At 61.9% G+C, this 25021-nt stretch carries 27 protein-coding genes; 10 read left to right on the forward strand and 17 right to left on the reverse strand.

Going from position 1 to position 25021, the window contains the following annotated elements; all coding sequences use genetic code 11:
• Positions 1-38 precede the first annotated feature (38 nt).
• From benB to SJ05684_RS26335, 5 genes are all read right to left on the reverse strand, one after another.
• Entirely contained in the window at positions 39-527 is a 489-nt protein-coding gene (benB, locus tag SJ05684_RS26315) for a benzoate 1,2-dioxygenase small subunit (RefSeq protein ID WP_034856378.1), read from the reverse strand.
• Positions 524-1882, reverse strand: a complete 1359-nt coding sequence (locus SJ05684_RS26320) for a Rieske 2Fe-2S domain-containing protein (RefSeq protein WP_034856379.1) — start codon at positions 1880-1882, stop codon at positions 524-526. Before SJ05684_RS26320 ends, benB begins: the two co-directional genes overlap by 4 nt.
• A gap of 113 nt (positions 1883-1995) precedes the next feature.
• Positions 1996-2934 carry a catechol 1,2-dioxygenase gene (gene catA / locus SJ05684_RS26325; protein WP_034856382.1) on the reverse strand — a complete coding sequence of 313 codons (939 nt, stop codon included), beginning with the start codon at positions 2932-2934 and terminating at the stop codon, positions 1996-1998.
• Positions 2935-3007: 73 nt separating this feature from the next.
• On the reverse strand, positions 3008-3298 hold the full coding sequence (catC, locus tag SJ05684_RS26330) for a muconolactone Delta-isomerase (RefSeq protein ID WP_034856383.1): 291 nt from the start codon (positions 3296-3298) through the stop codon (positions 3008-3010).
• Between the two features lie 4 nt (positions 3299-3302).
• On the reverse strand, positions 3303-4454 hold the full coding sequence (locus SJ05684_RS26335) for a muconate/chloromuconate family cycloisomerase (protein WP_034856384.1): 1152 nt from the start codon (positions 4452-4454) through the stop codon (positions 3303-3305).
• 95 nt (positions 4455-4549) lie between these two features.
• Between SJ05684_RS26335 and SJ05684_RS26340 the strand changes: the two genes are divergently transcribed.
• Positions 4550-5482 carry a LysR family transcriptional regulator gene (locus SJ05684_RS26340; protein ID WP_034856385.1) on the forward strand — a complete coding sequence of 311 codons (933 nt, stop codon included), beginning with the start codon at positions 4550-4552 and terminating at the stop codon, positions 5480-5482.
• A 195-nt stretch (positions 5483-5677) separates the two neighbouring features.
• Here the strand turns inward: SJ05684_RS26340 and pqqE are convergent, their stop codons facing one another.
• The 6 genes from pqqE to SJ05684_RS26370 all read right to left on the reverse strand — a co-directional run bounded on the left by pqqE (position 5678) and on the right by SJ05684_RS26370 (position 10381).
• Positions 5678-6802 (reverse strand): pyrroloquinoline quinone biosynthesis protein PqqE, encoded by a 1125-nt coding sequence (gene pqqE / locus SJ05684_RS26345; RefSeq protein ID WP_034856386.1) that lies wholly within the window; start codon positions 6800-6802, stop codon positions 5678-5680.
• Positions 6799-7095 carry a pyrroloquinoline quinone biosynthesis peptide chaperone PqqD gene (gene pqqD, locus SJ05684_RS26350; RefSeq protein WP_034856387.1) on the reverse strand — a complete coding sequence of 99 codons (297 nt, stop codon included), beginning with the start codon at positions 7093-7095 and terminating at the stop codon, positions 6799-6801. The genes pqqE and pqqD overlap by 4 nt, the downstream gene beginning before the upstream one ends.
• Positions 7092-7871, reverse strand: a complete 780-nt coding sequence (gene pqqC / locus SJ05684_RS26355; RefSeq protein ID WP_034856389.1) for a pyrroloquinoline-quinone synthase PqqC — start codon at positions 7869-7871, stop codon at positions 7092-7094. Before pqqC ends, pqqD begins: the two co-directional genes overlap by 4 nt.
• Positions 7872-7873: 2 nt before the next feature.
• Entirely contained in the window at positions 7874-8785 is a 912-nt protein-coding gene (pqqB, locus tag SJ05684_RS26360) for a pyrroloquinoline quinone biosynthesis protein PqqB (RefSeq protein WP_034856391.1), read from the reverse strand.
• Between the two features lie 147 nt (positions 8786-8932).
• The gene (gene pqqA / locus SJ05684_RS26365; RefSeq protein ID WP_026187092.1) at positions 8933-9028 is read right to left on the reverse strand and encodes a pyrroloquinoline quinone precursor peptide PqqA; all 96 of its coding nucleotides are present in this window, start codon (positions 9026-9028) and stop codon (positions 8933-8935) included.
• Between the two features lie 411 nt (positions 9029-9439).
• Entirely contained in the window at positions 9440-10381 is a 942-nt protein-coding gene (locus SJ05684_RS26370; RefSeq protein ID WP_034856394.1) for a LysR family transcriptional regulator, read from the reverse strand.
• A 106-nt stretch (positions 10382-10487) separates the two neighbouring features.
• Here SJ05684_RS26370 and SJ05684_RS26375 point away from each other — a divergent pair, with 106 nt between their 5' ends.
• From SJ05684_RS26375 to SJ05684_RS26415, 9 genes are all read left to right on the forward strand, one after another.
• Positions 10488-11537 carry a class 1 fructose-bisphosphatase gene (locus tag SJ05684_RS26375; protein ID WP_034856395.1) on the forward strand — a complete coding sequence of 350 codons (1050 nt, stop codon included), beginning with the start codon at positions 10488-10490 and terminating at the stop codon, positions 11535-11537.
• A gap of 10 nt (positions 11538-11547) precedes the next feature.
• Entirely contained in the window at positions 11548-12417 is an 870-nt protein-coding gene (locus tag SJ05684_RS26380; protein WP_034856397.1) for a phosphoribulokinase, read from the forward strand.
• 10 nt (positions 12418-12427) lie between these two features.
• Complete coding sequence (gene tkt / locus SJ05684_RS26385; protein WP_244426663.1) at positions 12428-14515, forward strand: transketolase; 2088 nt, start codon at positions 12428-12430, stop codon at positions 14513-14515.
• A 4-nt stretch (positions 14516-14519) separates the two neighbouring features.
• Positions 14520-15599: a class II fructose-bisphosphate aldolase gene (gene fba, locus SJ05684_RS26390; RefSeq protein WP_034856398.1), complete on the forward strand. Its 1080-nt coding sequence runs from the start codon at positions 14520-14522 to the stop codon at positions 15597-15599.
• Positions 15600-15628: 29 nt separating this feature from the next.
• Positions 15629-17089 carry a form I ribulose bisphosphate carboxylase large subunit gene (locus SJ05684_RS26395; RefSeq protein WP_034856399.1) on the forward strand — a complete coding sequence of 487 codons (1461 nt, stop codon included), beginning with the start codon at positions 15629-15631 and terminating at the stop codon, positions 17087-17089.
• A 26-nt stretch (positions 17090-17115) separates the two neighbouring features.
• Entirely contained in the window at positions 17116-17505 is a 390-nt protein-coding gene (locus SJ05684_RS26400) for a ribulose bisphosphate carboxylase small subunit (RefSeq protein ID WP_034856401.1), read from the forward strand.
• Positions 17506-17519: 14 nt separating this feature from the next.
• Positions 17520-18452: a CbbX protein gene (cbbX, locus tag SJ05684_RS26405; protein WP_034856403.1), complete on the forward strand. Its 933-nt coding sequence runs from the start codon at positions 17520-17522 to the stop codon at positions 18450-18452.
• Positions 18449-19141: a ribulose-phosphate 3-epimerase gene (gene rpe / locus SJ05684_RS26410; RefSeq protein WP_034856404.1), complete on the forward strand. Its 693-nt coding sequence runs from the start codon at positions 18449-18451 to the stop codon at positions 19139-19141. The genes cbbX and rpe overlap by 4 nt, the downstream gene beginning before the upstream one ends.
• A gap of 110 nt (positions 19142-19251) precedes the next feature.
• Positions 19252-19803, forward strand: a complete 552-nt coding sequence (locus SJ05684_RS26415; RefSeq protein WP_034856405.1) for a thioredoxin family protein — start codon at positions 19252-19254, stop codon at positions 19801-19803.
• A gap of 216 nt (positions 19804-20019) precedes the next feature.
• Here SJ05684_RS26415 and gfa read toward each other — a convergent pair whose 3' ends face one another.
• The 6 genes from gfa to SJ05684_RS26445 all read right to left on the reverse strand — a co-directional run bounded on the left by gfa (position 20020) and on the right by SJ05684_RS26445 (position 25004).
• Positions 20020-20589 (reverse strand): S-(hydroxymethyl)glutathione synthase, encoded by a 570-nt coding sequence (gfa, locus tag SJ05684_RS26420; RefSeq protein WP_034856419.1) that lies wholly within the window; start codon positions 20587-20589, stop codon positions 20020-20022.
• Positions 20590-20834: 245 nt separating this feature from the next.
• Positions 20835-21275, reverse strand: coding sequence for a cupredoxin domain-containing protein (locus SJ05684_RS26425; protein ID WP_050980079.1), 441 nt, complete (start codon positions 21273-21275; stop codon positions 20835-20837).
• A 37-nt stretch (positions 21276-21312) separates the two neighbouring features.
• Complete coding sequence (locus SJ05684_RS26430) at positions 21313-22284, reverse strand: YVTN family beta-propeller repeat protein (protein WP_034856407.1); 972 nt, start codon at positions 22282-22284, stop codon at positions 21313-21315.
• A 1-nt stretch (position 22285) separates the two neighbouring features.
• The gene (locus SJ05684_RS26435; RefSeq protein WP_034856408.1) at positions 22286-23473 is read right to left on the reverse strand and encodes a lanthanide ABC transporter ABC transporter substrate-binding protein PedA1; all 1188 of its coding nucleotides are present in this window, start codon (positions 23471-23473) and stop codon (positions 22286-22288) included.
• A gap of 168 nt (positions 23474-23641) precedes the next feature.
• Positions 23642-24511 (reverse strand): substrate-binding domain-containing protein, encoded by an 870-nt coding sequence (locus tag SJ05684_RS26440; RefSeq protein ID WP_095694391.1) that lies wholly within the window; start codon positions 24509-24511, stop codon positions 23642-23644.
• A complete protein-coding gene (locus tag SJ05684_RS26445; RefSeq protein ID WP_034856422.1) occupies positions 24468-25004 on the reverse strand; it encodes a c-type cytochrome, methanol metabolism-related in 537 nt (178 codons plus the stop codon). The genes SJ05684_RS26440 and SJ05684_RS26445 overlap by 44 nt, the downstream gene beginning before the upstream one ends.
• Positions 25005-25021 lie beyond the last annotated feature (17 nt).

Below are 25021 nucleotides of genomic sequence, written 5' to 3' on the forward strand. Positions count from 1 at the left end.
CCCTCCTCATCGCTCCCCTTGCCGGCCGGCGACGCCCGTCAAATGTGATAGACGTCGATGACCTGGCGGATGTAGTCGTTCTTCAGCACGATCTTCTTGTTCGAGATCAGAAAGCAGGCGCCGCTCTTGCGCAGCGTGACGAACATGGTGCCGAAGAACTGGTCGGTGACCTTGTAGCGATGGTTCAACGTGTGGAAGTTGTAGCGCACGTCGACCTCGTCGCCCCGATCCTCGAGCATTTCGACATTGGTGACATTGTGGCTGGTGCGTGGCTCCGGCGTCGAGGCGCCGGAACGCTCGGTCTTGATACGGAATACCCGGTCTTCGAGGCCGTCGCGGTTCGGATAGTAGATCAGCGAGATCTGCGACTGCGGGTCTTCGGTAGGCTGGTCGTCGTCGTCCCATGCCGGCATCCAGTAGGTCACATCCGGCGCATAGCAAGTGAGCCATTCGTCCCACTCACGATCGTCCAGAAGGCGCGCTTCCCGGTAGAGGAACGCGCAGATGGATTCGTGCGAAGCGCTCATGCGACGGCTCCCTTCTTCTCGGCGACGAGCGCCTGCCGCATCACCTTGGCCCAATATTCGTGCTGGCGTACGAACAGCCCCTCATCCTCGCTGCGCTCGCCCGACAGCAGCGGCTCGATGCCCATTCTCTTCGCGTTTTCGTCGGGACCGTCGATCCAGAGCGGCGCGCCGCGCGAAAGGTCGTTCCAGAGTGCCGCCGTGCCGGCATAACCCGCCTGGCAGGCACGGAATTCTTCTAGGTCGTCGGCCGTGCCCATGCCGGATACATTGAAGAAGTCCTCGTACTGGCGGATGCGCAGCGCGCGGTCGGTGTAACTTTCGCCCTTCGGCGCGAAGCAGAAGATGCTGATCTCGGTCTTGTCCACGCTGATCGGGCGCGTCACGCGGATCTGCGTGCTGAACTGATCCATCAGGAACACGTTCGGGTAAATGCAGAGATTGCGGGTCTGGTTGACGATGAAATCCGCCTTGTCCTCGCCGACGCGTGCCTTGATCTCGTCCCGGTGGTTGTAGACCGGACGAACCTCCGGGTTCATCGTGGTCGTCCACAACAGGATATGGCCGTTCTCGAAACCGTAAACGCCCGCGACCGAACGGCTCCAGCTGTTGGCATCGACGGCCTTCGTGCCCTCTTCCTTGCGCCGCCCCATCGTCGCGGCGTAGTTCCAGTGCACGGAGCTGACATGATAGCCGTCGCAGCCATTCTCCATCTGCAGCTTCCAGTTGCCGTCGTAGATGTAGGATGAGTTGCCCCGCAGTACTTCCAGCCCGTTCGGCGCCTGATCGACGATCTGGTCGATAATGACCTTCGTCTCGCCGAGGAAGTCCTCGAGCGAGGCCACGTCCTCCTTCAGGCTGCCGAACAGAAAGCCGCGATAGCTTTCGAAACGCGCAACGCGCTTCAGGTCATGCGAACCGTCTTTCGCGAACTGGGGCGGATACTGCGTCGTCTTCTCGTCCTTCACCTTGAGCAGCTTGCCGGTGTTGGAGAAGGTCCAGCCGTGGAAAGGACAGGTGAAACTGCCCTTGTTGCCGTGCTTGCGCCGGCACAGCATCGCGCCGCGATGGGCGCAGGCGTTGATGACCGCGTTGAGTTCGCCGTTCTTATCTCGGGTGACGACCACCGGCTGGCGACCGATATAGGTCGTGTAGTAGTCGTTGTTCTCCGGGATTTGGCTCTCATGGGCCAGATAGACCCAGTTGCTCTCGAAGATGTGCTTCATCTCCAGTTCGAAAAGGTCTTCGTTGGTGAAGATGTCGCGTCGGCAGCGGAATTTGCCGGTTTCCTTGTCGTCCTGCACGGCGGTGGCGAGCAGGTGATCGAGGTCCCTGGCTTTGTCGATGATCGCAGACATGACCTATCTCCCGCAAAGTGCGCGCTACCAGGCGCAACTTTTGCAACTAAGTCGTTGATGACGATGGTTATCAAGGCTGGCGACGACCCGATCGGGGCCGCCGGCCTCGCCGCTCAGGCGGCCGCGCGCTTGCGCAGTTCGTTGATCTGGTTGTCGACGCCGTTCACCATGGCCGTCAGATGGATGTCGAACTTGATCTCCGCAAACGGACCGCTCAGGCCGTTGGCTTTGATGCTGGCCTCGTCGGTTCGCTCGATGACGGCCGGAACCAAACCGGCGCGCGTTGCATAGGCGAAATCGTCATTGACGAGCGGATCGCCGTCGATATTGATCTGGGTCGTCAGCTTGCGATGGCCGTCGGCGCTGATGAAGAAGTGGATATGCGCCGGACGCTGGCCATGGCGTCCGAGCGCGGAAAGCAGCTGCTCGGTCGGGCTGCCCGGCGGCACGCCATAGCCATGCGGCACTATGCTCTGGAACTTGTAACAGCCGTTTTCGTCGGCGATGATCGTCCGACGCATGTTGAACGGCGCCTGCTTTCCGGTCGGGTCGAAGTGCGAATAGAAGCCGCGGGTGTCACAGTGCCACACTTCCACCGCGGCGCCCGGCAGCGGCTTGCCATCGGCTCCATAGACGATGCCATGCATGATGAGGGTGTGGCCGTTCTCGTCGGTGCCGTCGTCGAGACGGGCGAAGCCATGCGACACGGGCGCGCCCGCCACGTAAAGCGGGCCTTCAATGGTGCGCGGGGTCGGATTGTCGATGCCAAGGGCCTCATCGATCGCGTCGAGACGCTCGTCGAGGAAATGGTCAAGGCCGAGACCGGGCGAGATCAGGCCAGCCTGGCCGGCGGCACCGATTTCATTGAGCCAGGCGATGCCGGTCCAGTATTCGTCGGGCGTGATGTCGAGATCATCGATCGCCTTGAATAGATCGGACATAATTCGATGGACGATCTGCTTGACGCGTGGGTTGCCGCCGGCCTTGTCCAAACCGCTGAGGACCTTCAGAAACTCCTGAATGTCCGGCCTGTCGAAAATCTTCACGTTCATGTTCATTCCTCCTCGGATTGCTTTGGAAACTGGTACGGTTCCCGTCCTCCCGGGAGCACCGCAGATAAATGTTCTAGGTATCGTCCTCGCGGATCGACGAAGGGTGCCGACAGAGCGGCGCGACCTTGACGTCCATGAAGGGAAAGAGCGGCAAGGTGGACAGAACCTCGTGCAGTTCGCCTGGCCCGCTCACATCGAAAATACTCACATTCGCGTAGCGGCCGGCCACGCGCCAAAGATGGCGCCATTTGCCGGAACGCTGCAGTTCCTGCGCCCGCTCGCGTTCCGTGGCCTTGAGCTCCGCAACGACGTCCGATGACAGATCGTGCGGCAGACTGACGGTCATCTCGACATGAAACAGCATGATCTCACCCCACCACACGCAAGGTCGAAGCGTGTTTACCGTCCCTGCGGAAGCGATTGACGGCTTCTTCCGAAAGAGCCACGCCGAGCCCCGGCCCCTTTGGCAATTGCAGCTCGAAGTTCTCGAAGCGAAGCGGCTCCTCCAGGATCTCCTCGGTCAGAAGCAGGGGACCGAAGAACTCGGTGCCCCATTCCAGTTCCTTGACGCCTGCCATCAACTGAGAGGCGGCGATCGTGCCGATCGGCCCCTCCAGCATGGTGCCGCCATAGATGCTGATGCCTGCGGCTTCCGCGATGGCGATCACCCGGGCGGCGGCGAACAACCCTCCCGCCTGCTCGATCTTGATCGAGAACACGTCGGCAGCTCGCGCAGTCGCCGCCTCGAGCGCGCTTTCAGGCCCGACCAGGACCTCGTCCGCCATAACGGCGATCGGGGAAGTCCGCCGCAGCCGGGCGAGCGATGCGATCCCCTGCACCGGCTGCTCGACGAGCACACAGCCGGCATCGGCCAGAGCTGCGATCGCGTTGCGTGCCTCCCGCTCGCGCCACGCCATGTTCACGTCGACGCGGATGGATGCGAGGGCGGGCAGCGCCTTGCGGACGGCGCCCACATGGCGGATATCCTCTTCAATCGATTTGACGCCGATCTTCAGCTTGAAGTCCTTGTGCCGCCGCCGGTCGAGCATGGCTTGCGCCTCGTCGATGTCTTTGGCGGTGTCGCCGGAGGCGAGCGTCCAGGCGATGGGAAGGCTGTCGCGCCGCCGCCCACCGAGCAGTTCCGACATCGGCAGGCCGAGGCGGCGCGCATGGCAATCGATGAGCGCCGCCTCGACCGCGCATTTGGCGAAGTGATTTCCCTTAACCGCCTTGACGACCGCGTCCATGGCAGCCTGGATGCGCGTTGCGTCACGGCCGATCAGCAGCGGCGCGATATACTCGTCGATCGTCAACTTCATGCCTTCAGGACTTTCCGGTCCGTAGGCGAGACCGCCGATCGTCGTCCCCTCCCCGAGCCCTTCGCAGCCGTCGGAGCAGCGGACGCGGACGATGGTCATGCTCTGCCGGTTCATGGTCACCATCGACAGCCGATGCGGCCGGATGGTGGGCAGATCAAGTATAATTGTTTCGATCGCGCTGATGCGGATTTCGGTAGACACCAGGCTTTCCTCCCTTGATTGCAAGGAAATTAGCGTCCACTTTAAAATCAGTCCAAAACTATATAAGTTGGATTTGATACCTGAAAGGTATAATTATGGAGCTGAGACAGCTGCGCTATTTTCTTGCGGTCGCACGCGAGCGGAACTTTTCGCGCGCCGCGGAAGTCCTGCATATCGCACAGCCGCCCCTCAGCCGGCAGATCCAGCAATTGGAAGACGAGCTCGGCGTCCTGCTCATCGACCGTTCGAGCCGCCCGCTCGATCTGACGGAGGCCGGGCGCTTCTTCTACGAGCAGTCCGGACAGATCATGGCCCGGATCGAGCACATGCGCGAGCAGGCGCGCAAGATCGGCTTGTCGAAACGGGAGCGTTACGTCATCGGCTGCGTCGGCTCGACGCTTTATGGCGGCATGCCGGATCTCGTCCGCCGCATGCGCATGCGCTGGCCGGATCTCGACATCGAGATCAGGGAAATGATGTCGACCGAGCAGGTCACCGCTCTCAAGGAGAGGCGGATCGATCTCGGCTTCGGCCGGGTTCGCTTCAACGACAGGGAGGTCGAGAGGCTGACGCTTCGCGAGGAGCGACTGGTCGTCGCGTTCCCGAAAGGGCATCCGAAATCGCTCTCAGCCGACCCGATCGCGCTTTCCGAACTGGAGGGTGAACCGCTGATTGTCTATCCGTCGGCGCCGCGTCCAAGCTTTGCCGACGAGATCCTCAACATGTTGACCGAGCAAGGCATTTCGCCTGGCAGCGTGGAAGAGGTCCGAGAAATTCAGACCGCATTGGGTATCGTGGCGGCCGGAATGAGCTTGTGCGTCATTCCGGCGGCGTCGCAGCGGCAAAGGCCCGACGACGTGTGCTACCGCACTATCAAGGACGAGAACGCCACCTCGCCGATCATCATGAGCTTCCGGCGCGACGATGCGAAAGGCAGGATCGAAGAGATCAAGCAGCTCATTCGCGAGATGTACGCCGACAATCCGCCTTGGCTGCAACTGTCCAACGTGCAACTCGAAGGCGCGTGAGGATTCGATTGCCGAGAGGCCATCCGTGGCTGGAGCTTCGACAGGAGCGCGGTGCTGACCGGTCAAACGCTCGAATTCGCCCTACAGCGCCGCGCGTCTTTTCAGACGCGCAAAGGTCGCCGTAACGCTTTGAATCTGCGCATCGAGCCTTCCGAAAATCGGGTCCGATTTTCGGGTCGATGCGCTAGATCTCGACTACCGCCCGCGATAGATGAAGCCCATCGATGAGGTTGCCGGATACCGTTCCGTTTCCCGCGTCAGATGTTGGCGCAGCGGCGATCGGATGCAAACCGGGTCCGTTGCGCCCGCGTCGCCGGCAAGCGCCAGCGCCTGGCAACGACAGCCGCCGAAGTCAACCTTCTTGCGCTCGCAGCTCCGGCAGAGCTCCGGCATCCAGTCCTCGCCGCGATAGGCATTGAAGGCGGCGCTCTCATACCAGATCTCGGAAAGCGGGGCTCCGCGCACCGTCTCGAAGGAAAGGCCTGGAATGGTTTCGGCGGCATGGCAGGGCAGCACCCGTCCCGAAGGCGTGACGTTCAAACCGACCCGGCCCCAGCCGCCCATGCAGGCCTTTGGATAGCTGGAGTAATAGTCTGCCGGCACGTAGTCGATCACCAATATGCCCTTGTATTTTTCGCGCGCCTTAGTGATGGTTTCGGTTGCACGCTCGACCTGCTCGCGTGTCGGCATCAGCGCCGCTTTGTTGCGCTCTGCCCAACCGTGAAACTGCACCGTGGCAACCTCGATGCGCCGCGCTTTCAGCCTTATCGCGAGTTCGATCATGGCGTCGATCTCGTCCATGTTCTGCCGGTGACAAACGGCGTTCAGCGTCAGCGGGATGCCCGCCTCGATCGCCCAACCGGCGACGGCGATCTTTCGGTCATAACCGCCCTTGTATCCGCTGATCCGGTCGGCACCTTCCGGGGAAATGCCTTGAATGGACAACTGAATGTGATCGAGTCCGGCCTCGGCTAGGCTATAGATCCTCTCTTCGGTCAAACCGACACCCGAAGTAATCAGATTGGAGTAGAGCCCGAAGGAAACCGCAGCTCGCGTCAGCTCGACCAGATCCCGGCGGGCCGCGGGCTCGCCGCCGGAGAGATGCAGATGCAGCACGCCGAGATCGGCGGCCTGCTCGAATACGCCGATCCATTCCTCGGTCGCAAGCTCTTCGCTCGCCTTCGTCAGGTCGATCGGGTTCGAACAGTAGGGGCAGGCAAGCGGACAGCGGTGCGTCAGTTCCGCCAGCATCGCCATGGGCGGCGGTGGTCGCGAACGGGTGCGGGCGGCACCCGCGGGGGCGGTTCTAGCATCGCTCATTCGACGAACTCCAGCATGCGGCGAATGGAAAGTTCGCGGACGAAAGCCTCGACGTCGTTGGCGATCTCCGCGAGCGGGGCCTCGAACTCGGCCGCAAAGTCGGCGGCGATCCGCGCAAGCGTTCGCTCGCCGTCAAGCGCCTGCACGATCCGGACCGCGATCTGGTCGAGCGCCATCGCCCGCTCCGGTGCGAGGAGCACCATGTGGCCGCGAACCGGATCCTCGCGGAGCTTGACGCCGCGCGCCAGCTTGACGACGCTCGAGCCGGAGATCAGCGGCGCCTGCACATTCATTCCGCGGCCTCCTTCGCTGTCGGCTCGCGGGCGACCCCCTCGCGGCCGTCCCAGGCCCCCGGCGGAATGCGGCCGGGGACGACATAGGCGAAGTAAAGCGCATCGAGCTGGGCCCAGAGGACGTCCGTCTTGAAGGTGAGCGCCGCTGCGGCGGCGTCCTGTTTCTCCCGCGTGTCGGCGTGACCCAGGACATAAGCGAGGCCGAACTCGACGTCGCGCGGCGCCTCATTCAACCTTTGGCGGAAATAGGCGAGGGCCGCGTCGTCGGCGAAGGCATAGTGCTCCAGCAGCCCGGTGATGCGTTCAGAATGGATCTTCGGTGCAAAAAGCTCTGTCAACGAGGAGGCCACGGCCTCGATGAGCGGCCTCTCGCGCACGAACGCCACATAGGCGTCGACGGCAAAGCGGGTCGCAGATAGGACGCCCCTTGTGGAAGCGACGTATTGGGGATCGAGACCGACGGCCTCTGCAAGGCGCAGCCAGCGCCGGATGCCGCCGCCCTCGTCGAGGCCGCCGTCATGGTCCTCGATGCGGGAGCGCCAAGCCCGGCGCAGTTCCGGATCCTCGCAGCGCGAGAGAAAAGCCGCGTCTTTCATCGGGATGCGGCTCTGGTAATAGTAGCGATTGATGACCCAGGCGCGAACCTGCGTCGTCGAAGCGCGGCCGCCATGCAGCATCACGTGAAAGGGGTGTTTGTCATGATAGCGCTGGTTACCGATCTCCAGAAGGCGGGCGTGAAGGGCCTCTCTGTCCGTCGTCGTCTTGTCGACTGCCATCGTCAAAGTCGGACCTCCATGCCGTCGAAGCCGACTTCAAAGCCGCGGCCTTCCACGCGCTCGCGCTCGGCTCCAGCCCGCCAGATCGGGTTCGTGTTGTTGATGTGGACATAAATCTTTCTGCGGATGTCGAGGTCGCCGAGGGCGTCGAGGCTGCCGCCTTCGCCGGCAATCGGCATGTGGCCCATGCGGCGGCCGGTCTTGTTGCCCGTGCCGGTGGCGACCATCTCGTCGTTATGGAAGACAGTACCGTCGAAGAATAGCGCATCGGCGCCGCTGAGGCGCTGAGCAAGGGCCTCGTTCACCATCGCGCAGCCCGGAATGTAGTATACGCGCCTGCCGTCGGCCGTGAGCTCCAGGCCGACCGTGTGCTCGCCCTCGACGCCGAGCTCCGGCTCACCGTCTTCGAGAAAAAGCGGCACCTTGCCGGGAACGGCAAAAAGCCGGGCCTCGAGCCCCGAAAGCGGGGCGAAAGCTTCCTCGATGGCGACGGTTCTTCTTGAGACGATTTCCGGGTCGAGGACCTGAAAGGCCGGATTGTCCGCAATGATCCGGCCGACGGTCCCGGTCGAATAAAGAATGAAAGCCTGCTTCTCTCTGAGCACGAGAAGGCCGGCCAGGTGATCAATGTCGCCACTTGTCAGCACGACGCTCTCGATCGGTGAATGGCGCAGGCGTCGCGGCTGCAGGGCGCGATTGTGCAAAATCTGCTGGCGGATGTCGGGAGAGGCGTTGAGAACGGCCCAGACCTCTCCGTCGAGGCTGACGGCAAGCGACGACTGGCTCTGGGGTTCCAATCCGGAGGCTGGATCGCGGGCCATGGAACAATTCAGGCAGCCGCAATTCCATTGCGGGAGACCACCGCCGGCAGCGGCCCCCAGAACGATGATGCGAAAATCGGACGTTTTCTTCACCGGGATACCCGAGCGTTTTTCCAGTCGGGCGGAACCCGACGTCGGATGTTGCTGGCCAACCCTCGGGTGGCTGGGCCTTACAGCGCCGTGCGTCCTTGAGGGCGCGCAATGGCGCTGTAAGTCTTTGAAGAATTTCGGGCCGATGCGCTAGAAGAGGATCGGCTCATCCCCGTCCGCGGGAGCGTAGCGGGTGATTTCCATCGCGCAGCTGACTTCGATGAATTTCGGTTTATGCCAGGACATGTCTCCTCCATTGGTCCAGACGGGTGTGTCCACCCCTGAATTGCCGGCGCAATTGCAAACCGGTCGGACACTTGTACAAGCTTCGCCCAGGAGAGCTCTGCTTGGGTGAAGAGCCGGAGCGGCTTCCGCCGCCCGGCATGGCCCGGCGTCGCCGTCGCCGGGTTTCCCGCAATCTGCCTGGTCGCCGCGCCTAAATGGTCTGGTCAGAGAGACCTCGCTCATCAGCTGGCTTTCAGCCCGGCAGACGTTACGCAAATCTTCCTCTGTGCAAGATGGTATCAACCGCTCAGGGGCACCGCAATTAAGACCAAGGTGTCGGTCGACACTGGTCCCCCTCGCAAGGAGGCGCGCGACGAGCGGGCGGAAACGTCGTTATCTCGGCCGCAGCATTCGACGCAGAGTTTCCTCGGCCTAGCCGAACGCGTTGGCCGGATAGGGTTTGCTGACCACCGGCAGATAGCGCGCGCCCGATGCCAGCAGGAACCGCTCGAAAGCCTGCATTGCTGGAGTAGTGGCTCGGTCCGAGCGCGATACGCTGAACCATTGCCGGCGGATCGGCGTATCGACGACGTCGAGAACGACGAGCCGGCCGAGCTTCACCTCCTGCTCGATGGTGTGGGCCGAGATGAAGGCAATCCCCAGACCGGCAATGACGGCCTGCTTGATCGTCTCGTTCGAGGCAATTTCGGTGCCGACTTCCTCGAGCTTGTGGGGCGTATCGCTCAGGAATATCTCAAGCGATATTCGGGTCCCCGAGCCCTTTTCGCGCACCAGAAACTGCTCCTGCGCAATCCGCTCCCGCGAGATCTCCAGCACGCTGGCGAGCGGGTGGCCGGCGGGGGCGATGAAGACCAGTGGATGGTCGCCGAATACCTGTGCGCGCACCTCGAAATCTCGCGGGGGTCGTCCCATCAGCGCCATATCGATCTCGTGATCCCGGAGCTTGGCGATGATCTCGGCACGGTTGCCGATGAAGAGATTAACCTCGATACCCGACATTTGTTGACGGAAGGCGGCGATCAGTTGCGGCGCGAAATATTTCCCGGTCGACACCACGCCTAGCCGCAAGCGGCCGGTCCGCAGCCCCTTGATTGCGCTGATCGAATCCTCAAGGGCAGTCAAACTATCCTCGACCGCCCGTGCCGCTTCGAGGAAAGCTAGACCATAAGCCGTCGGAACCATGCCGCTGCGCGTCCTGTCGAACAGCGGGACACCGGCGTCGCGCTCCAATTGCTGGATCTGCAGGGTGAGCGCCGGTCCGGTCAGACCCAAAGCATCCGCGGCAAGATTGATCTTCCCCAGCCGGCAAACGGCCCCGACGGTGCGAAGTTGTCGAAAGGTCACATTGCGCATGGTCTCGGACGGTAAATATTTCTAATGCAGAAAGTCAAATCAATAAATTTTACAAACCCGCTGTTTGCGCCATCCTTGCCCCGACATCGCGTGGGAGGAGACATCAATGTCAGGCGCAACTCTCGAGGCTTATCTCGCTTCATTCACGGCCCGCGGTGACGATCTCGCAGCGGAAGTGGCCACCGTAGTCCAAAGGCTCGTCATGGCGGCGCTCGAAGTCCGTAAGCTCGTCAACCAGGGAGCGCTTGGCGCGACGTTCAACGGCACCAGCGGCGGCAGCAATACAGACGGCGATCTGCAGAAGGATTTGGACGTGCTTTGCGACGACCTGTTCCTGTCGTGCGTCCAGGGCGCACCGGTCGCATGCTACGCCTCGGAAGAACTGGAAAATCCTGTCCTGCTCGACCCGAATGCGCGCCTCGCGGTTGCCATCGATCCGCTCGACGGCTCCTCGAACATCGACAACAACGTCACCATCGGCACGATCTTCTCAGTGCTCCCCGCCGCCAAGGGGCCGGACGTGGACCCCTCCCAGTCCTTCCTGCAACCCGGAAATCGGCAACTGGCGGCGGGATTTTTCCTCTATGGACCGCAAACCGCGCTCGTGCTCTCGCTGGGCACGGGCACGGAGATCTTCGTCTTCTCCAGCCGGCTTGGCTGTTTCGTCGAGGCCTGCAAATCGATCAGCATTCCCGACCGCACCAGCGAATTCGCCATCAACATGTCGAACTACCGGCATTGGGAGGAATCGATCCGGCTTTATGTCGATGACTGCCTGGCGGGCTCGGAGGGGCCGCGCGAGCGGGAGTTCAACATGCGATGGATCGCCTCGCTGGTCGCCGAAGCTTATCGGATCCTGGTTCGGGGTGGGATCTATCTCTACCCGGCCGATGGACGGAAGGGCTACGGCCAAGGCCGGCTGCGCCTCGTGTACGAGGCCAACCCGATTGCCTTCATCATCGAGAACGCAGGCGGGGCAGCCACGACTTCCGTCACCCGCATTCTCGATCTCGTTCCGGAGAACCTGCACCAGCGCGTGCCGCTGGTTTTCGGTTCGCGTCGCGAGGTAGCGCGCGTCGCCCGCTACCACGTTGACCCGAACATGATCGGCGAACGCGCACCGCTTTTCGGCAAGCGCGGTCTGTTTCGGGCCTGAGGAGAGCAACATGTCAGCCAGATATCCGATCATATCGATCACCGGCTCGTCCGGCGCCGGCACAACGACCGTCAAGGACACCTTCGAAAAGATCTTCAAGCGCGAGAACATTCGCGCATCCTTCATCGAAGGTGACGCCTTTCACCGCCACGACCGGGAAAGCATGCGCCGCAAGATAGCCGAGGAGAAAGCCAGGGGCGTCGATTTCACCCATTTTTCGGCAGAGGCGAACGAGCTGGAAGTCCTCGAAAGTGTCTTTTCAGAATATGGCAGGCGCGGCGTCGGACGCACCCGTCGCTACGTGCATGACGACGCCGAGGCCGCGAAATATGGCGCGGCACCCGGCACGTTTACCGACTGGGAGGAGTTCGGCGACAGCGATCTCTTGTTCTATGAGGGATTGCATGGCTGCGCCGTCACCGACACGGTCAATCTCGCGCAGCATTGCGACCTGAAGATCGGCGTGGTTCCGGTAATCAATCTCGAATGGATCCAGAAGATCCATCGCGACAAGGCGACACGCGGCTACTCCACAGAGGCCGTAACCGACACCATCCTGCGGCGCATGCCGGACTACGTGCATTACATCTGTCCGCAGTTTTCTCTGACGGACATCAATTTCCAGCGCGTGCCAATCGTCGATACGTCCAATCCGTTCATCGCGCGCTGGATACCAACGCACGCCGAATCGATCCTGGTCATCCGCTTTGCCAAACCGCAAAGCATCGATTTTCCCTACCTCTTGTCGATGCTGCACAACAGCTTCATGTCGCGTGCCAATTCCATCGTGGTGCCGGGCGACAAGCTCGATCTCGCCATGCAGCTGATTTTCACGCCGCTCATCCACAAACTGCTCGAGCGCAAACACCGAATGTCGTGAGGAGGACACCATGAATGTTTCGCAGCAGATCGATACCCGTCCCGCCGCATCGGAACAAAACATGGCCGATGCCATCCGGTTTCTCGCGATGGATGCCGTGCAGAAGGCCAATTCCGGTCATCCCGGCATGCCGATGGGCATGGCCGACGCAGTGACCGTCCTTTTCAACCGTTTCATCAAGATCGACCCTTCGCTGCCCGACTGGCCGGATCGCGATCGTTTCGTGCTGTCGGCTGGCCATGGATCGATGCTGCTCTATTCCATCCATCACCTGATCGGCTTTGCCTACATGCCGATGGTTGAGCTCTCGGCCTTCCGCCAACTTGGCTCGAAGACGGCCGGTCACCCCGAATACGGCCATGCACTCGGTGTCGAAACCACCACCGGCCCGCTCGGCCAGGGGATCGCTACCGCCGTCGGCATGGCGATTGCGGAACAGATGATGGCCGCCCGCTTCGGCAGTTCGCTCTGCAATCACTTCACTTATGTGGTCGCCGGTGACGGCTGCCTGCAGGAGGGCATCAGCCACGAGGCGATTGACCTTGCCGGACATCTGAAGCTGCGCAAGCTTGTGGTGCTCTGGGACGACAACCAAATATCCATCGACGGTTCGACCGAGCTCTCCACGTCCATGGACCAGCTTGCGCGATTCCGCGCAGCCGGATGGGATGCGCAAGCCGTCGATGGCCACGATCCTGAGGCCGTGGCGAAGGCGCTCGAGCGGGCGCGACGGACCCGCAAGCCATCGCTGATTGCGTGCCGTACCCGGATCGGCAAGGGGGCGGCCAGCATGGAAGGGTCGCACAAGACCCATGGGGCGGCGCTCGGCGACAGGGAAATCGCCGCGACACGCGAAAAGCTTGGCTGGCCCCATCCGCCCTTCTTCGTTCCGCCCGAGATTAAGTCCGCTTGGGAAAGGGTGGCGGTGCGGGGGCGGATGGCCCGCGAGGCATGGGAAATCCGGCTCGACGCTTCGCGTTCGAAAAAGCGGTACGAACAGACCGCCGGGCGGCAGCTGGACGGAGAGGTCACCCATCTGCTGACAAAATTCCGAGCCGCGCATCGCAAAAGAGCCACCAAGGTTGCGACGCGGCAGGCCTCGCAGATGGCCCTGGAGGTCATCAATGGCGCGACGGCCTTGACGGTCGGCGGCTCCGCCGATCTGACCGGTTCGAACCTGACGATGACCTCGCAAACCCAGCACATTTCGCCGGGCAATTTCAAAGGCCGCTACCTGCACTATGGCATCCGCGAGCATGGCATGGCGGCCGCCATGAACGGCATCGCCCTGCATGGCGGCTTCATTCCCTATGGCGGCACCTTCCTGGTGTTTTCCGACTATGCCCGCGGCGCGATGCGTCTCTCCGCCGTGATGGGCCTGCCGGTGATCTATGTGCTGACCCATGATTCCATCGGTCTGGGCGAGGACGGACCAACCCACCAGCCCATCGAGCATCTGGCCATGCTGCGTGCCACCCCCAACCTCAATGTTTTTCGGCCCGCCGACATCATCGAGACGGCAGAATGCTGGGAGATCGCGCTTGGCGAGAAGAGGACGCCGAGCGTCCTTGCCCTGTCGCGGCAGGCGCTGCCGATGCTGCGCCAGACGGACGGGGACGAGAATTTGTCGGCGCTCGGCGCCTATGTCCTGAAGGAAGCGCGCGGACCTCGCGACATCACACTCCTTGCCACCGGATCCGAAGTCGAGATCGCCATCGCCGCTGCGCAGCGCTTGCAGGCCGAGAATGGCATAGAAGCGGCGGTGGTCTCCATGCCTTGCTGGGAGAAGTTCGAGGCCCAGGATGCACCGTATCAGAAGCAGGTCCTTGGAGATGCCCCGCGCATTGCCATCGAAGCGGCCGGCCGCCTCGGCTGGGATCGCTGGATGGGGCCGGACGGCATCTTCGTCGGCATGATCGGCTTCGGCGCATCGGCACCGGCCGGAGATCTCTACCGCCATTTCGGCATCACTGCCGACCATATCGTCGCCGAAGCTTTGAAGCTGTCTGCAGGGGGTCCGGGGAGAAGCCGCTCAGGAGCACCCGGACCGATCCGCAGCCGGGCAAACACGTCATCAGATCATTTGAAGGAGGCTTGACCCAATGGCCCGTATCACGCTTCGCCAATTGCTCGACCATGCCGCCGAAAACACCTATGGCGTCCCGGCATTCAACGTCAACAACATGGAACAGGGGCTGGCGATCATGGAAGCGGCGCGGGCCTGCGACGCTCCTGTAATCCTGCAGGTCTCGCGCGGCGCCCGCTCCTATGCCAACGACATCATGCTCGCCAAGATGATGGAAGCGCTCGAGCAGATGTATCCTGACATCCCGCTCTGCATCCATCAGGATCACGGTAACAATGTCGCGACCTGCCTCACGGCGATCCAGCACGGCTTCACTTCGGTGATGATGGACGGCTCGTTGACGGAGGATGCAAAGACTCCTGCCGATTACGCCTATAACGTCGCGATCACTGCGGAAGTCAGCCGCCTCGCTCATATGGTCGGCGCTTCGGTCGAGGGTGAACTCGGCTGCCTCGGATCGCTCGAAACCGGCCATGGTGAAGCCGAGGACGGCCATGGCTTCGAAGGTGCGCTCGATCGTTCGCAGCTTTTAACCGACCCGGATGAAGCCGCCCGTTTCGTCACCGAGACCGGGGTCGATGCGCTGGCTGTCGCCATCGGCACCTCGCACGGCGCCTACAAATTCACCCGGAAGCCGACCGGCGACGTGCTCGCCATGGACGTGATCGAGAAAATCCATGACCGGCTGCCGGATACCCACATCGTCATGCACGGCTCCTCGTCCGTGCCGCAGGAGTGGCAGGACGTCTTCAACGCCCATGGCGGCGAAATGCGGGAAACCTACGGCGTGCCGGTCGAGGAGATCGTGCGAGGCATCCGCTTCGGCGTGCGAAAGGTCAACATCGACACGGATCTGCGCCTGGCGGCAGCCGCAGCCTTTCGCCGCGTCGCCGACACCAGCCGCAGCGAATTCGATCCACGCAAATTCCTGAGATCCGCCATGGACGCCATGTCGGCGGTTTGCAAGGCCCGCTTCGAGGCTTTCGGCACCGCCGGCAACGCCTCCCGCATCAAGACCGTACCGTTGTCCGAGATGGCCCGCCGCTACGCGAGCGGATCCCTGAAACCCCAGACGGCGCGATCGCAAGCCGCCTAATCACATCACCCATAGAAAGGGACTGTGTCATGAACGCCGATGCAAAGACAGAGATCAAGGGCAAAGAGCGCTACAAGGCCGGCGTGCTCAAATACGCGCAGATGGGCTATTGGAACGGAGACTACGAGCCGAAGGACACCGACCTGATTGCGCTCTTCCGGATCACGCCCCAGGACGGGGTGGACCCGATCGAGGCGGCCGCCGCCGTTGCCGGCGAAAGCTCGACAGCCACCTGGACGGTTGTTTGGACCGATCGCCTGACGGCCTGCGATCAATACCGCGCCAAGGCATACCGGGTCGATCCTGTACCTGGGACGCCGGGGCAGTATTTCTGCTACGTCGCCTACGACCTGATCCTGTTCGAGGAAGGGTCGATCGCCAATCTGACGGCCTCGATCATCGGCAATGTCTTCTCGTTCAAGCCGCTGAAGGCGGCACGGCTCGAGGACATGCGCTTGCCCGTCGCCTACGTGAAGACTTTCAAGGGCCCGCCGACCGGCATCGTCGTCGAGCGTGAACGGCTCGACAAGTTCGGCAAGCCGCTGCTTGGCGCCACCACCAAGCCGAAGCTCGGGCTTTCGGGCAAGAACTATGGGCGCGTTGTCTATGAGGGTCTGAAGGGCGGTCTCGACTTCATGAAGGACGACGAGAACATCAATTCGCAGCCCTTCATGCATTGGCGCGATCGCTACCTCTACTGCATGGAGGCCGTCAACCACGCCTCCGCCGTCACCGGCGAGGTCAAGGGGCACTATCTCAACATCACCGCCGGCACGATGGAGGAGATGTATCGCCGTGCCGAGTTCGCCAAGGAACTCGGGTCTGTGATCGTCATGGTGGATCTCATCATCGGCTGGACGGCAACCCAATCGATCTCGGAGTGGTGCCGACGGAACGACATGATCCTGCACATGCACAGAGCCGGTCACGGCACCTATACGCGGCAGAAGAACCACGGCATCTCCTTCCGCGTGATCGCGAAATGGCTGCGCCTCGCCGGCGTCGACCACCTGCACGCCGGCACCGCCGTCGGCAAGCTCGAGGGCGACCCTTTGACCGTGCAGGGCTACTACAATGTCTGCCGCGAAATGAAGAACGAGGTCGACCTTCCGCGCGGCCTCTTCTTCGAGCAGGACTGGGCGGATATCAAGAAGGTCATGCCGGTGGCATCAGGCGGCATCCATGCCGGCCAGATGCACCAGTTGCTCGATCTTTTCGGCGACGACGTCGTGCTGCAGTTCGGCGGCGGCACCATCGGTCATCCCATGGGCATCCAGGCAGGGGCCACCGCCAATCGGGTCGCGCTGGAAGCCATGGTGCTCGCCCGCAACGAGGGCCGTGACATCGCCCATGAAGGCCCGGAGATTCTGCGGGCGGCGGCGAAGTGGTGCAAACCGCTGGAAGCAGCCCTCGATACCTGGGGCAATATCAGCTTCAACTATACCCCGACGGACTCTTCGGATTTCGTCCCGAGCGTAAGCGTCGCCTGAGGCCACAAGAAGTAAGGAGAGAAAACATGCGTATCACCCAAGGATGCTTCTCGTTCCTGCCGGACCTGACGGATGAGCAGATAACGGCACAGGTGGAATATTGCCTCGGCAAGGGATGGGCGATCGGCGTCGAACATACCGACGACCCGCACCCCCGCAACATCTACTGGGAAATGTGGGGCAATCCGATGTTCGACCTGAAGGACGCCAAGGGCGTCATGATGGAGCTGGAGGATTGCCGCAAGGCTTATCCGCACGACTACATCCGCCTCAATGCGTTCGATTCCAGCCGCGGCTTCGAGACCGTGACGATGTCCTTCATCGTCAATCGGCCCGATAACGAACCGAAACTGCGGATGACCCGGACGGAAAGCCGTGGTCGCAGCCAGCACTATGCCTGGGAAACGCGGCGATAGAAGGAGTTCACAAAATGGCGATGCCGGAAGCCCTATCAAGCACCGAAAGCCTGCCGACATCGGTCGACCTCGCCGAGGAATACAAGACCTCCGGCGTTGCCGAAATCCTCGATGAACTCGATCGAGAACTCGTCGGGCTGAAACCTGTGAAACAACGGATCCGCGAGACGGCAGCCCTGCTGCTCGTCGAGCGCGCCCGCCGTGCAATGGGCCTAACCCACGAGGCGCCGTCGCTGCACATGAGCTTCACGGGCAATCCGGGCACCGGCAAGACAACGGTCGCCTTGCGCATGGCCAATTTGCTGCACAGGCTCGGATATATCCGCAAGGGGCATCTAGTCTCGGTGACGCGAGATGACCTCGTCGGACAATATATCGGCCATACTGCTCCGAAAACGAAGGAGATCCTGAAAAAGGCAATGGGGGGCGTGCTGTTCATCGACGAGGCCTATTATCTCTATCGCCCGGACAACGAGCGCGACTACGGCCAGGAAGCGATCGAAATCCTGCTGCAGGTGATGGAGAACAACCGCGACGACCTGGTCGTCATTCTCGCCGGCTATGCCGATCGCATGGACCGGTTTTTCGAGAGCAATCCGGGCTTTCGCTCGCGCATCGCCCACCACATCGATTTCCCCGACTATGACGATGGAGAGCTCCTGTCGATCGCCGAGGCCATGCTGAGCCGGCAGGGTTACCACTTCGATCCCAAGGCGACGGCCGTGATGGGCGACTACATCGCCCGTCGCCGGCGCCAGCCGCATTTCGCCAATGCGCGCTCGATCCGCAACGCGCTCGACCGGGCCCGGCTGCGCCAGGCGAACCGCCTGTTCGAGGAAAGCACCGGACCGGTCGACGCCGAGCAGCTGTCGACCATCACCGCGCGGGACATTTCGGCAAGCCGGGTGTTCGGCATAGTCGAGCCCAATCAGGAGATCTCGTCATGAGCAGGAAGACCACCATAGCCCCCTCGGTCCTCTCGGCGGACTTCTCACGTCTTGGCGAAGAGGTCGCGGACGTCTGTCAGGCCGGTGCCGATTGGATCCATCTTGACGTGATGGATGGCCATTTCGTGCCCAACATCACTTTCGGGCCGCCGGTCATCAAGTCGATCCGGAACCGGACTGACAAGATCTTCGACTGTCACCTGATGATCGAACCGGCCGATCCCTTTCTCGGCGCCTTCGCCGAGGCCGGCTGCGACATCATCACCGTGCATTCCGAAGCGAGCACGCACCTCGACCGGTCGTTGCAGGCAATCCGCGACCTCGGCTGCAAGGCCGGCGTATCGCTCAACCCCTCGACGCCGGAAAGCGTCATCGCATATGTGCTGGACCGGCTCGACCTGATCCTCCTGATGACGGTCAATCCCGGCTTCGGCGGTCAGGCCTTCATTCCGTCCGTCGTCGAGAAGGTGCGGCGAGTGAAAGCCATGATCGGCAGCCGCCCGATCCATATCGAAATCGACGGCGGCGTGACGCCCGAGACCGCGCCGCTCGTCGCCCGAGCCGGCGCCGACGTGCTCGTCGCCGGCTCGGCGGTCTTCAAGGGCGGCCGGGAAGCTTACGCCGGCAACATAAGCGCGTTGCGCAGCGGGGCGGACGAGCCAGGATTGACCGAATTCAAGCCGGGCTGACTCCGGCTCTTCGACGAAGATCAGGATCAATCAATCACATTTGATCGGGAAGCGAGCGGAATCCGCGTACAATTCCCTACTCCGTTGTTGAAAGACGAGGTGACGGCGGCATGGCAGCAATCCCACCCCTCTGCGATTTCGGCTGGAAGGCGATCGACGCCCGACTGCCGGCAACTGACGGCCGCACCCATTCCATCCTTGACCTTTCCGGTCCCAATGGACTGGTCGTTGCCTTCATCTGCAATCACTGCCCTTACGTGAAAGCGGTCATCGCCCGCATCGTCCGTGACGCGATCGACCTCGAGGAACACGGCATCGGCTTCGTGGCCATCAACGCCAATGACGCCGAGGCCTATCCGGAGGACTCCTTCGAGAACATGAAGCGTTTCGCGTCGCACCACGCCCTGCCGTTTCCCTATCTCCATGACGAGGACCAAACCGTCGCGAAAGCCTATGGTGCGGTCTGCACGCCTGATTTCTTCGGCTTCAATAGGGATATGGAACTGCAATATCGCGGTAGGCTGGACGCCTCGCGCAAGGAGACAGGCGCTGCCGATCTGAAGCGCGAGCTCTATGAAACCATGATCATGGTTTCGCAGACCGGCAAGGGCCCGGCAGAACAGCAGCCTTCAATGGGCTGCTCTATCAAATGGAAGGCGTAGCCTTATCAGGCGTGAATCCTTCCAGTTGGCTCCGCTTCTCCCGGCAGAGTGGTGTTAACCTGCGCTTTTTCCGAACGTCGTCGCTACACCGTCTTTTGCCAAAAAAAACGCCATCAGACCCCGCCCGTCGGAATACCTCCTCGAGGGAGGCAACAACGAGCGGGGTCCGAGGGAGGAGACGATGAGTCTCCGAGCGCACACGGCCGGCGCGACGCGTCAGGCCGGCAGGGCGCCGGTCTGTTTGGCTATATGGGTGGCGATCGCGTCCATCAGCGCCGGAGACAAGCAATCGTAGGGCTGAAGCCCGAGCTCCGTCAGCCGAGCTCGTATTTCCGGCATACTTTCGGGATTGACCCCGCTCTCGATAACGGAGGAGACGAAGGCGGCGAATTGCGGTGGAGACCAGCCCGTCTCGTCACTGAGCTCGGTGTGAACGAAGTCGAGACCATAGAAGGGATGCTTCGCGTTCTCGATCCGACCATACATATGCGTGCCGCAATCCCTGCATGCGTAGCGCTGGATCGTGGCGCTCGGATCGACGACCTGCAGTCTTTCGGATCCTGAAGTGACATTTACGTCGTCGCGGCTGACAACGGCGATTTGCGAGAAGATCGCGCCGTCCGGCTTCCAGCATTTGGTGCAGCCGCAGGCATGGTTATGAGCTGTCTGGGAGCTGATCTGAACGGTTACCGGATCGGTGGCGCACTTGCACTTCAGCGTGCCGCCTTGAAAGCCCGGACTGGCCGGCGGAAAGCCATTATCGATGGACGGATGCAGCTTGAGCATTGGTTCCTCCTCGGCTTTGGACGTCTTTGCGTCTTCGTCCGTCAACAGGATCAGGGCAAATGCCGACCGCGGCAATATAGCGGAAAGTGTCGGTTTTCGGCGTCGACCCGCTGGCTCTCCACTTACACTTTATGGCGGAGCATGCCGCGCAGGATCAAAGCCCCAGAGCGCCCCGCATGAAGAGGACGAAAGAGGCGCTGACCCATGCGAGTGCCGTCAGGTGGTGCGGAAGGCCATTTTCGGTGTCACTGGATAGCGATCGCAACTTTCTGACTGTCGCCCGTCGTGTTTGGAATCTTCACCTCGTAGCTGCCGGGCTTTATGGCGATGAACGAGAGGGTTGCCGTGCCCTCCTCGTCGAATTCCAGGCTGTCGATCGCCATGGGGCGGACTTCTATGCCGTTAATGACGATCTCGTTCATCCAGATCGCACGGAAGAACGGCGCGCCGCTAATTGCCAGCTCTGCCGATCCGTCCGCCGTAATGCGCATTTCGTAATAGGCGCCGGACTGCAATGTGACGGCATTCCCAAGCGGCTTGCCGGCGCTGAGCGTGATCTCGATAGGCTCGCCTCGATTGCATTTGGCGAGCAGTCCAGCAAAGCCGAGTTCGGCGCAAAGCGGCGCCGCAGCCGCCGGGCTTGCCAGAAAGAGCGCGGCCAGTGCCGCAAAAATCGGTTTGCGCATGATGTCCTTTCCTCCCACTCCGTTGCACGTGTGCGTCTCAAGGGGCGACCACGACCCCCCAGGGCTGCTCGCCGACCTGGACCGAGCGGATCACCTCTTCCGCTTTGACGTCGATGATGCTGATGTCGTTGGAATTGCCATTGGTGGTGATCAGGAATTCTTCGTTTGGCGTGAACGCCATCTGCCAAACTCGCTGCCCGACAAGCAGGTAATCGAGAACCTCGTCAGTCGCCCCGTCGATCACTGCGACGCGGTTGGCGGGGCCGAGTGCCACGAAAATGCGCGAGCCATCCTTGGTCGCCTTGACGCCGACCGGCTGCAGCCATTCCGGCAGAATGCCCGGCACGGCGAAGCTGATCTTCTTGGCGATCACCGGTTCGGTCGCCGCCATGTCGATCACCGAAACGGTGCCGCCGATCTCGGAGCTGACGTAAAGCTTCTTGCCGTCGGAGGTGAATTCGGCATAGCGCGGCCGCTGATCGACCAGCACGTTGTGCACGATCTCGTAGCTCGAGGCGTCGATGAAGTGCGCCATGTTGGTTGTTTCGGAGGTATTGATGATGGTCTTGGCATCCGGGCTGACCGCGACGCCTTCCGGTTCGACGCCGACGGGCACTTCGGCGAGCACTTGGCGCGTCTTGACGTCGACGACGGTCACCAGATTGTCGTCCTCATTGGCGATGTAAAGCGGGTTTCCAGACGGATCGAGCGCAAAGAGCTCCGGATCCGGACCCGACGGCAGCGTGTGCAGTTCCTTGTAAGTCCCGGGATCGAAGACCCGGACGGTGTCATCATCCGAGGCGCAGACATAGAGTTCCTTGCCGTCCGGACTGATGGTGATGCCGCGCGGCCGGTTGCCGGCCGGAAAGGTGGCAATGACTTCCCAGCTCTCGCTGTCGAGAACGGTGACGCTATTGCCGCGTTCATTTGTCACGAAGACCTTGTTGGCCTTGGCGGGAGCGGCAAACATCAGAACGGCAGGCAGAAGCAGCAGTGCGGATCTCAGCATCCTATTCTCCAAAGGCATGGCAGGCGGTTTCGGTCGCGTCGATGCCCAAGGTGTCGAGCGGCGAATGCTGGTGCAGGTAGCCATCCTGCGGCGAAATGGAAACCGTGACGCGACCATCGGTCAAAAGAATCGGCTGACGCATCTGTCCATTCCATGAGCGGAAAGTCAGCTTCTGGCCTTTGAACGCCGCGAGTTCGAAGTCTGCCGAAAGCGCGTAGGTCCGCACGCTCGCCGGATCTGTCTTGCCGGAGCGGGTCACCGCCTCGCCGATGACGCGCGTGGCAAGCCATGCCTGGTAGTCCTCTTCGCGCATATTGCGCCCGGCCAGTCTCTCGAAGCGGCGCTGAAACTGGGTCGCACCCCAGGCTTCATGGGCAGCATGCCAGGATGCCGGACGTAGCCCCGCGGATCCCGCAACGGGCCGCGGATCCCAGGTGTGATATGGCAGGTATGGCGCGAAGACGCCGGCCTCGTCGGCCGCGACGATCACGTCATAATCCTCGGCGTCCTGGGTAAAGACAGGAATCTGCTTCTGCACCATGACATGGCCGGTATCCGTGCGCCTGGCGCCGCCCGTGTCTTCGAACTCGCGTTCCTCGACGATCTCCGCACCGAACTTGGCGGCGGATTTGCGATAGCTGTCGGCTAAGAGCCTATCTTCGGGATGCGAGCCGTGGATCAGCAGGATACGCGGCCATTTCTTCCACATCAGAAACTGGACGATGCTATCGCTGAGCATGGATCGGCTCGGCGAGACATGCAGCAGGTTGGCGCGGCATTCGGCATCGCGCAGTGCCTCGTCGCGAGCGCCAGCGTTGAAAAGCAGCACCTCGGGGCCGGCCCTGTCGGAGAGCGCCTTCAAAATGTCGCCTTCGGCGATGACCGCGATAAGGCCGATTCCTTCGGCCTTCAATCGATCGAGTGCCGCCGTAGCCTCACCCGGCGCAACTGCCTCAGTCTTCAGCGTATAGTCCATGCCGGTGAAGGCGCCGGTCGTCCGATTGTCCTCGTTCCCCAACATGGCGCCGGCAAACCCCAGATCGGCAGGTGGCGCGTCGAGCCGCGAAATCGGCGGGCCGACGACACGATCGACCCGCAGCACAGCCGTCTTCACCTCCGCCGCCCCTCCGGGCGACGTCACAAACATCGCCAGTCCGAATACGGCGAGCGTAAGCGAGAGCTTAGACATTGCCGGAACGACCTCCCAATCTTCCTGACACTCCCGAAGTGGAGACTAACAGCGCAAGTTTTATCGCAGAACCGATACTTATGGAGCGTAGTTCAGCAATACGCGTATACTCGCCTCAGCCAGTCTCTGCCCGGCATCGGCAGGACCGGAAAGGCGGCCGCCACAGGATCAATGCTGCGCCTCGAGCGGCCCAGTTCCCATATCGTTGAGGAGCGGCACACCCGCCGCTGTTAGGATGGCGTCGATCTCGGCTTGATTCCGGCGGATCAGCGAGTTCAGCTTCCGCTCCCATACCTTCTCGCCCTGCCGGACGCCCATGGTGATGCGGTAGAAGAGCTTCGGCGGCCTCGGCTCCGACAAAAGTGGCGTCACCTTCAGGCTCGGATGGCTCGCCTTGACCAGCGGTGCCCCGATGGGACCCCAGAGAATCGCTGCATCGATGGCACCGGATTCCAGATCGGCAAGCATCTCGTCGGCTGGATCCTCGTAGCGCCGGTCGACCATCAGGTGATAGCCCTTGGCCTTGGGCATGAGCCCGTTCCTTGCCAGATGCGTCGCCGGCGGGGTTCCGGCGATGATGCCGACCCTCTTGTCCTTGAGACGACGGTCGGCGAGCGTCGTGACCCCGTCCAGCGGGCCGCCCGAGGCGACGATCAGCACATAGGCGGAGGTATAGTAATGATTGGTGTTCAACACCAGTTCGTCGCCCTGCGCATAGCCGATGACAACATCGCAGTCGTTCGCCTGCAGGGTCTTGCGAATGAAGCCTGTCGCCATCGGAAACCACTTGTACTCCAGGGGCAATCCGAGCCTCGACGCCATCAGCGCGGCGATCTTGTTCTCGAATCCCGCACCCGAGCGATCCGACATCGGCAGATTGGCCGGATCGGCACAGACACGGAATGCCGTTTTCGATACGAGATCCGAGGTCTGGGCCAGCGCAGGGGCAGTGCCGGCGCACGCCAGCAGCAGAATGCCGCCTGCCGCCCTTAAGCTAGTTGTGGCCGAGACAAGAGCTTTCAGCATCCCGAATCGCATCCGATTTCGCCTCCTTCTTGGCCGGGCGCCCGCGCGGCAATTCGCCGGATCCGCGCGCCTTCAGATAGACATAGATGTCATCGAGATAACACATCACGTTGGGGTTCTCGCCGAAGGCTGGCATTACCGAGTTTTCGGCCACGTTCACCCTCTTGCGCCCATTCGTGACGACATCGACAAAGGCGTAGTAGTCGAGATCTATCGCCGACTTCTTCAAGGCCGGCGCATAGCTCGATCCCTCGCCCTCCGGACCATGACAGACATGACATTCCGCATGGTAGCGGCGAAAGCCCGAATAGGTCAGCCAGTCGACGGTGCCATCCTCGGCGATCTTGAAGGTGGGAACGTCGTCGGCGGTGTAGTAGCGTCCGTCTTCTTCGCGGGCGGCTGTGATATTATCCACCGGCGCTTGCGCCTCTTCTGCACCTGCGGCGCCGGCCAAAAGCGTCAACACGGTAAGGATCATCGATACGGCATGGGTTCTGCTGGTCATCTTGCGTCCTTTTAGGC

Origin of the sequence: Sinorhizobium sojae CCBAU 05684 (assembly GCF_002288525.1) — a bacterium.
Lineage (GTDB): Bacteria > Pseudomonadota > Alphaproteobacteria > Rhizobiales > Rhizobiaceae > Sinorhizobium > Sinorhizobium sojae.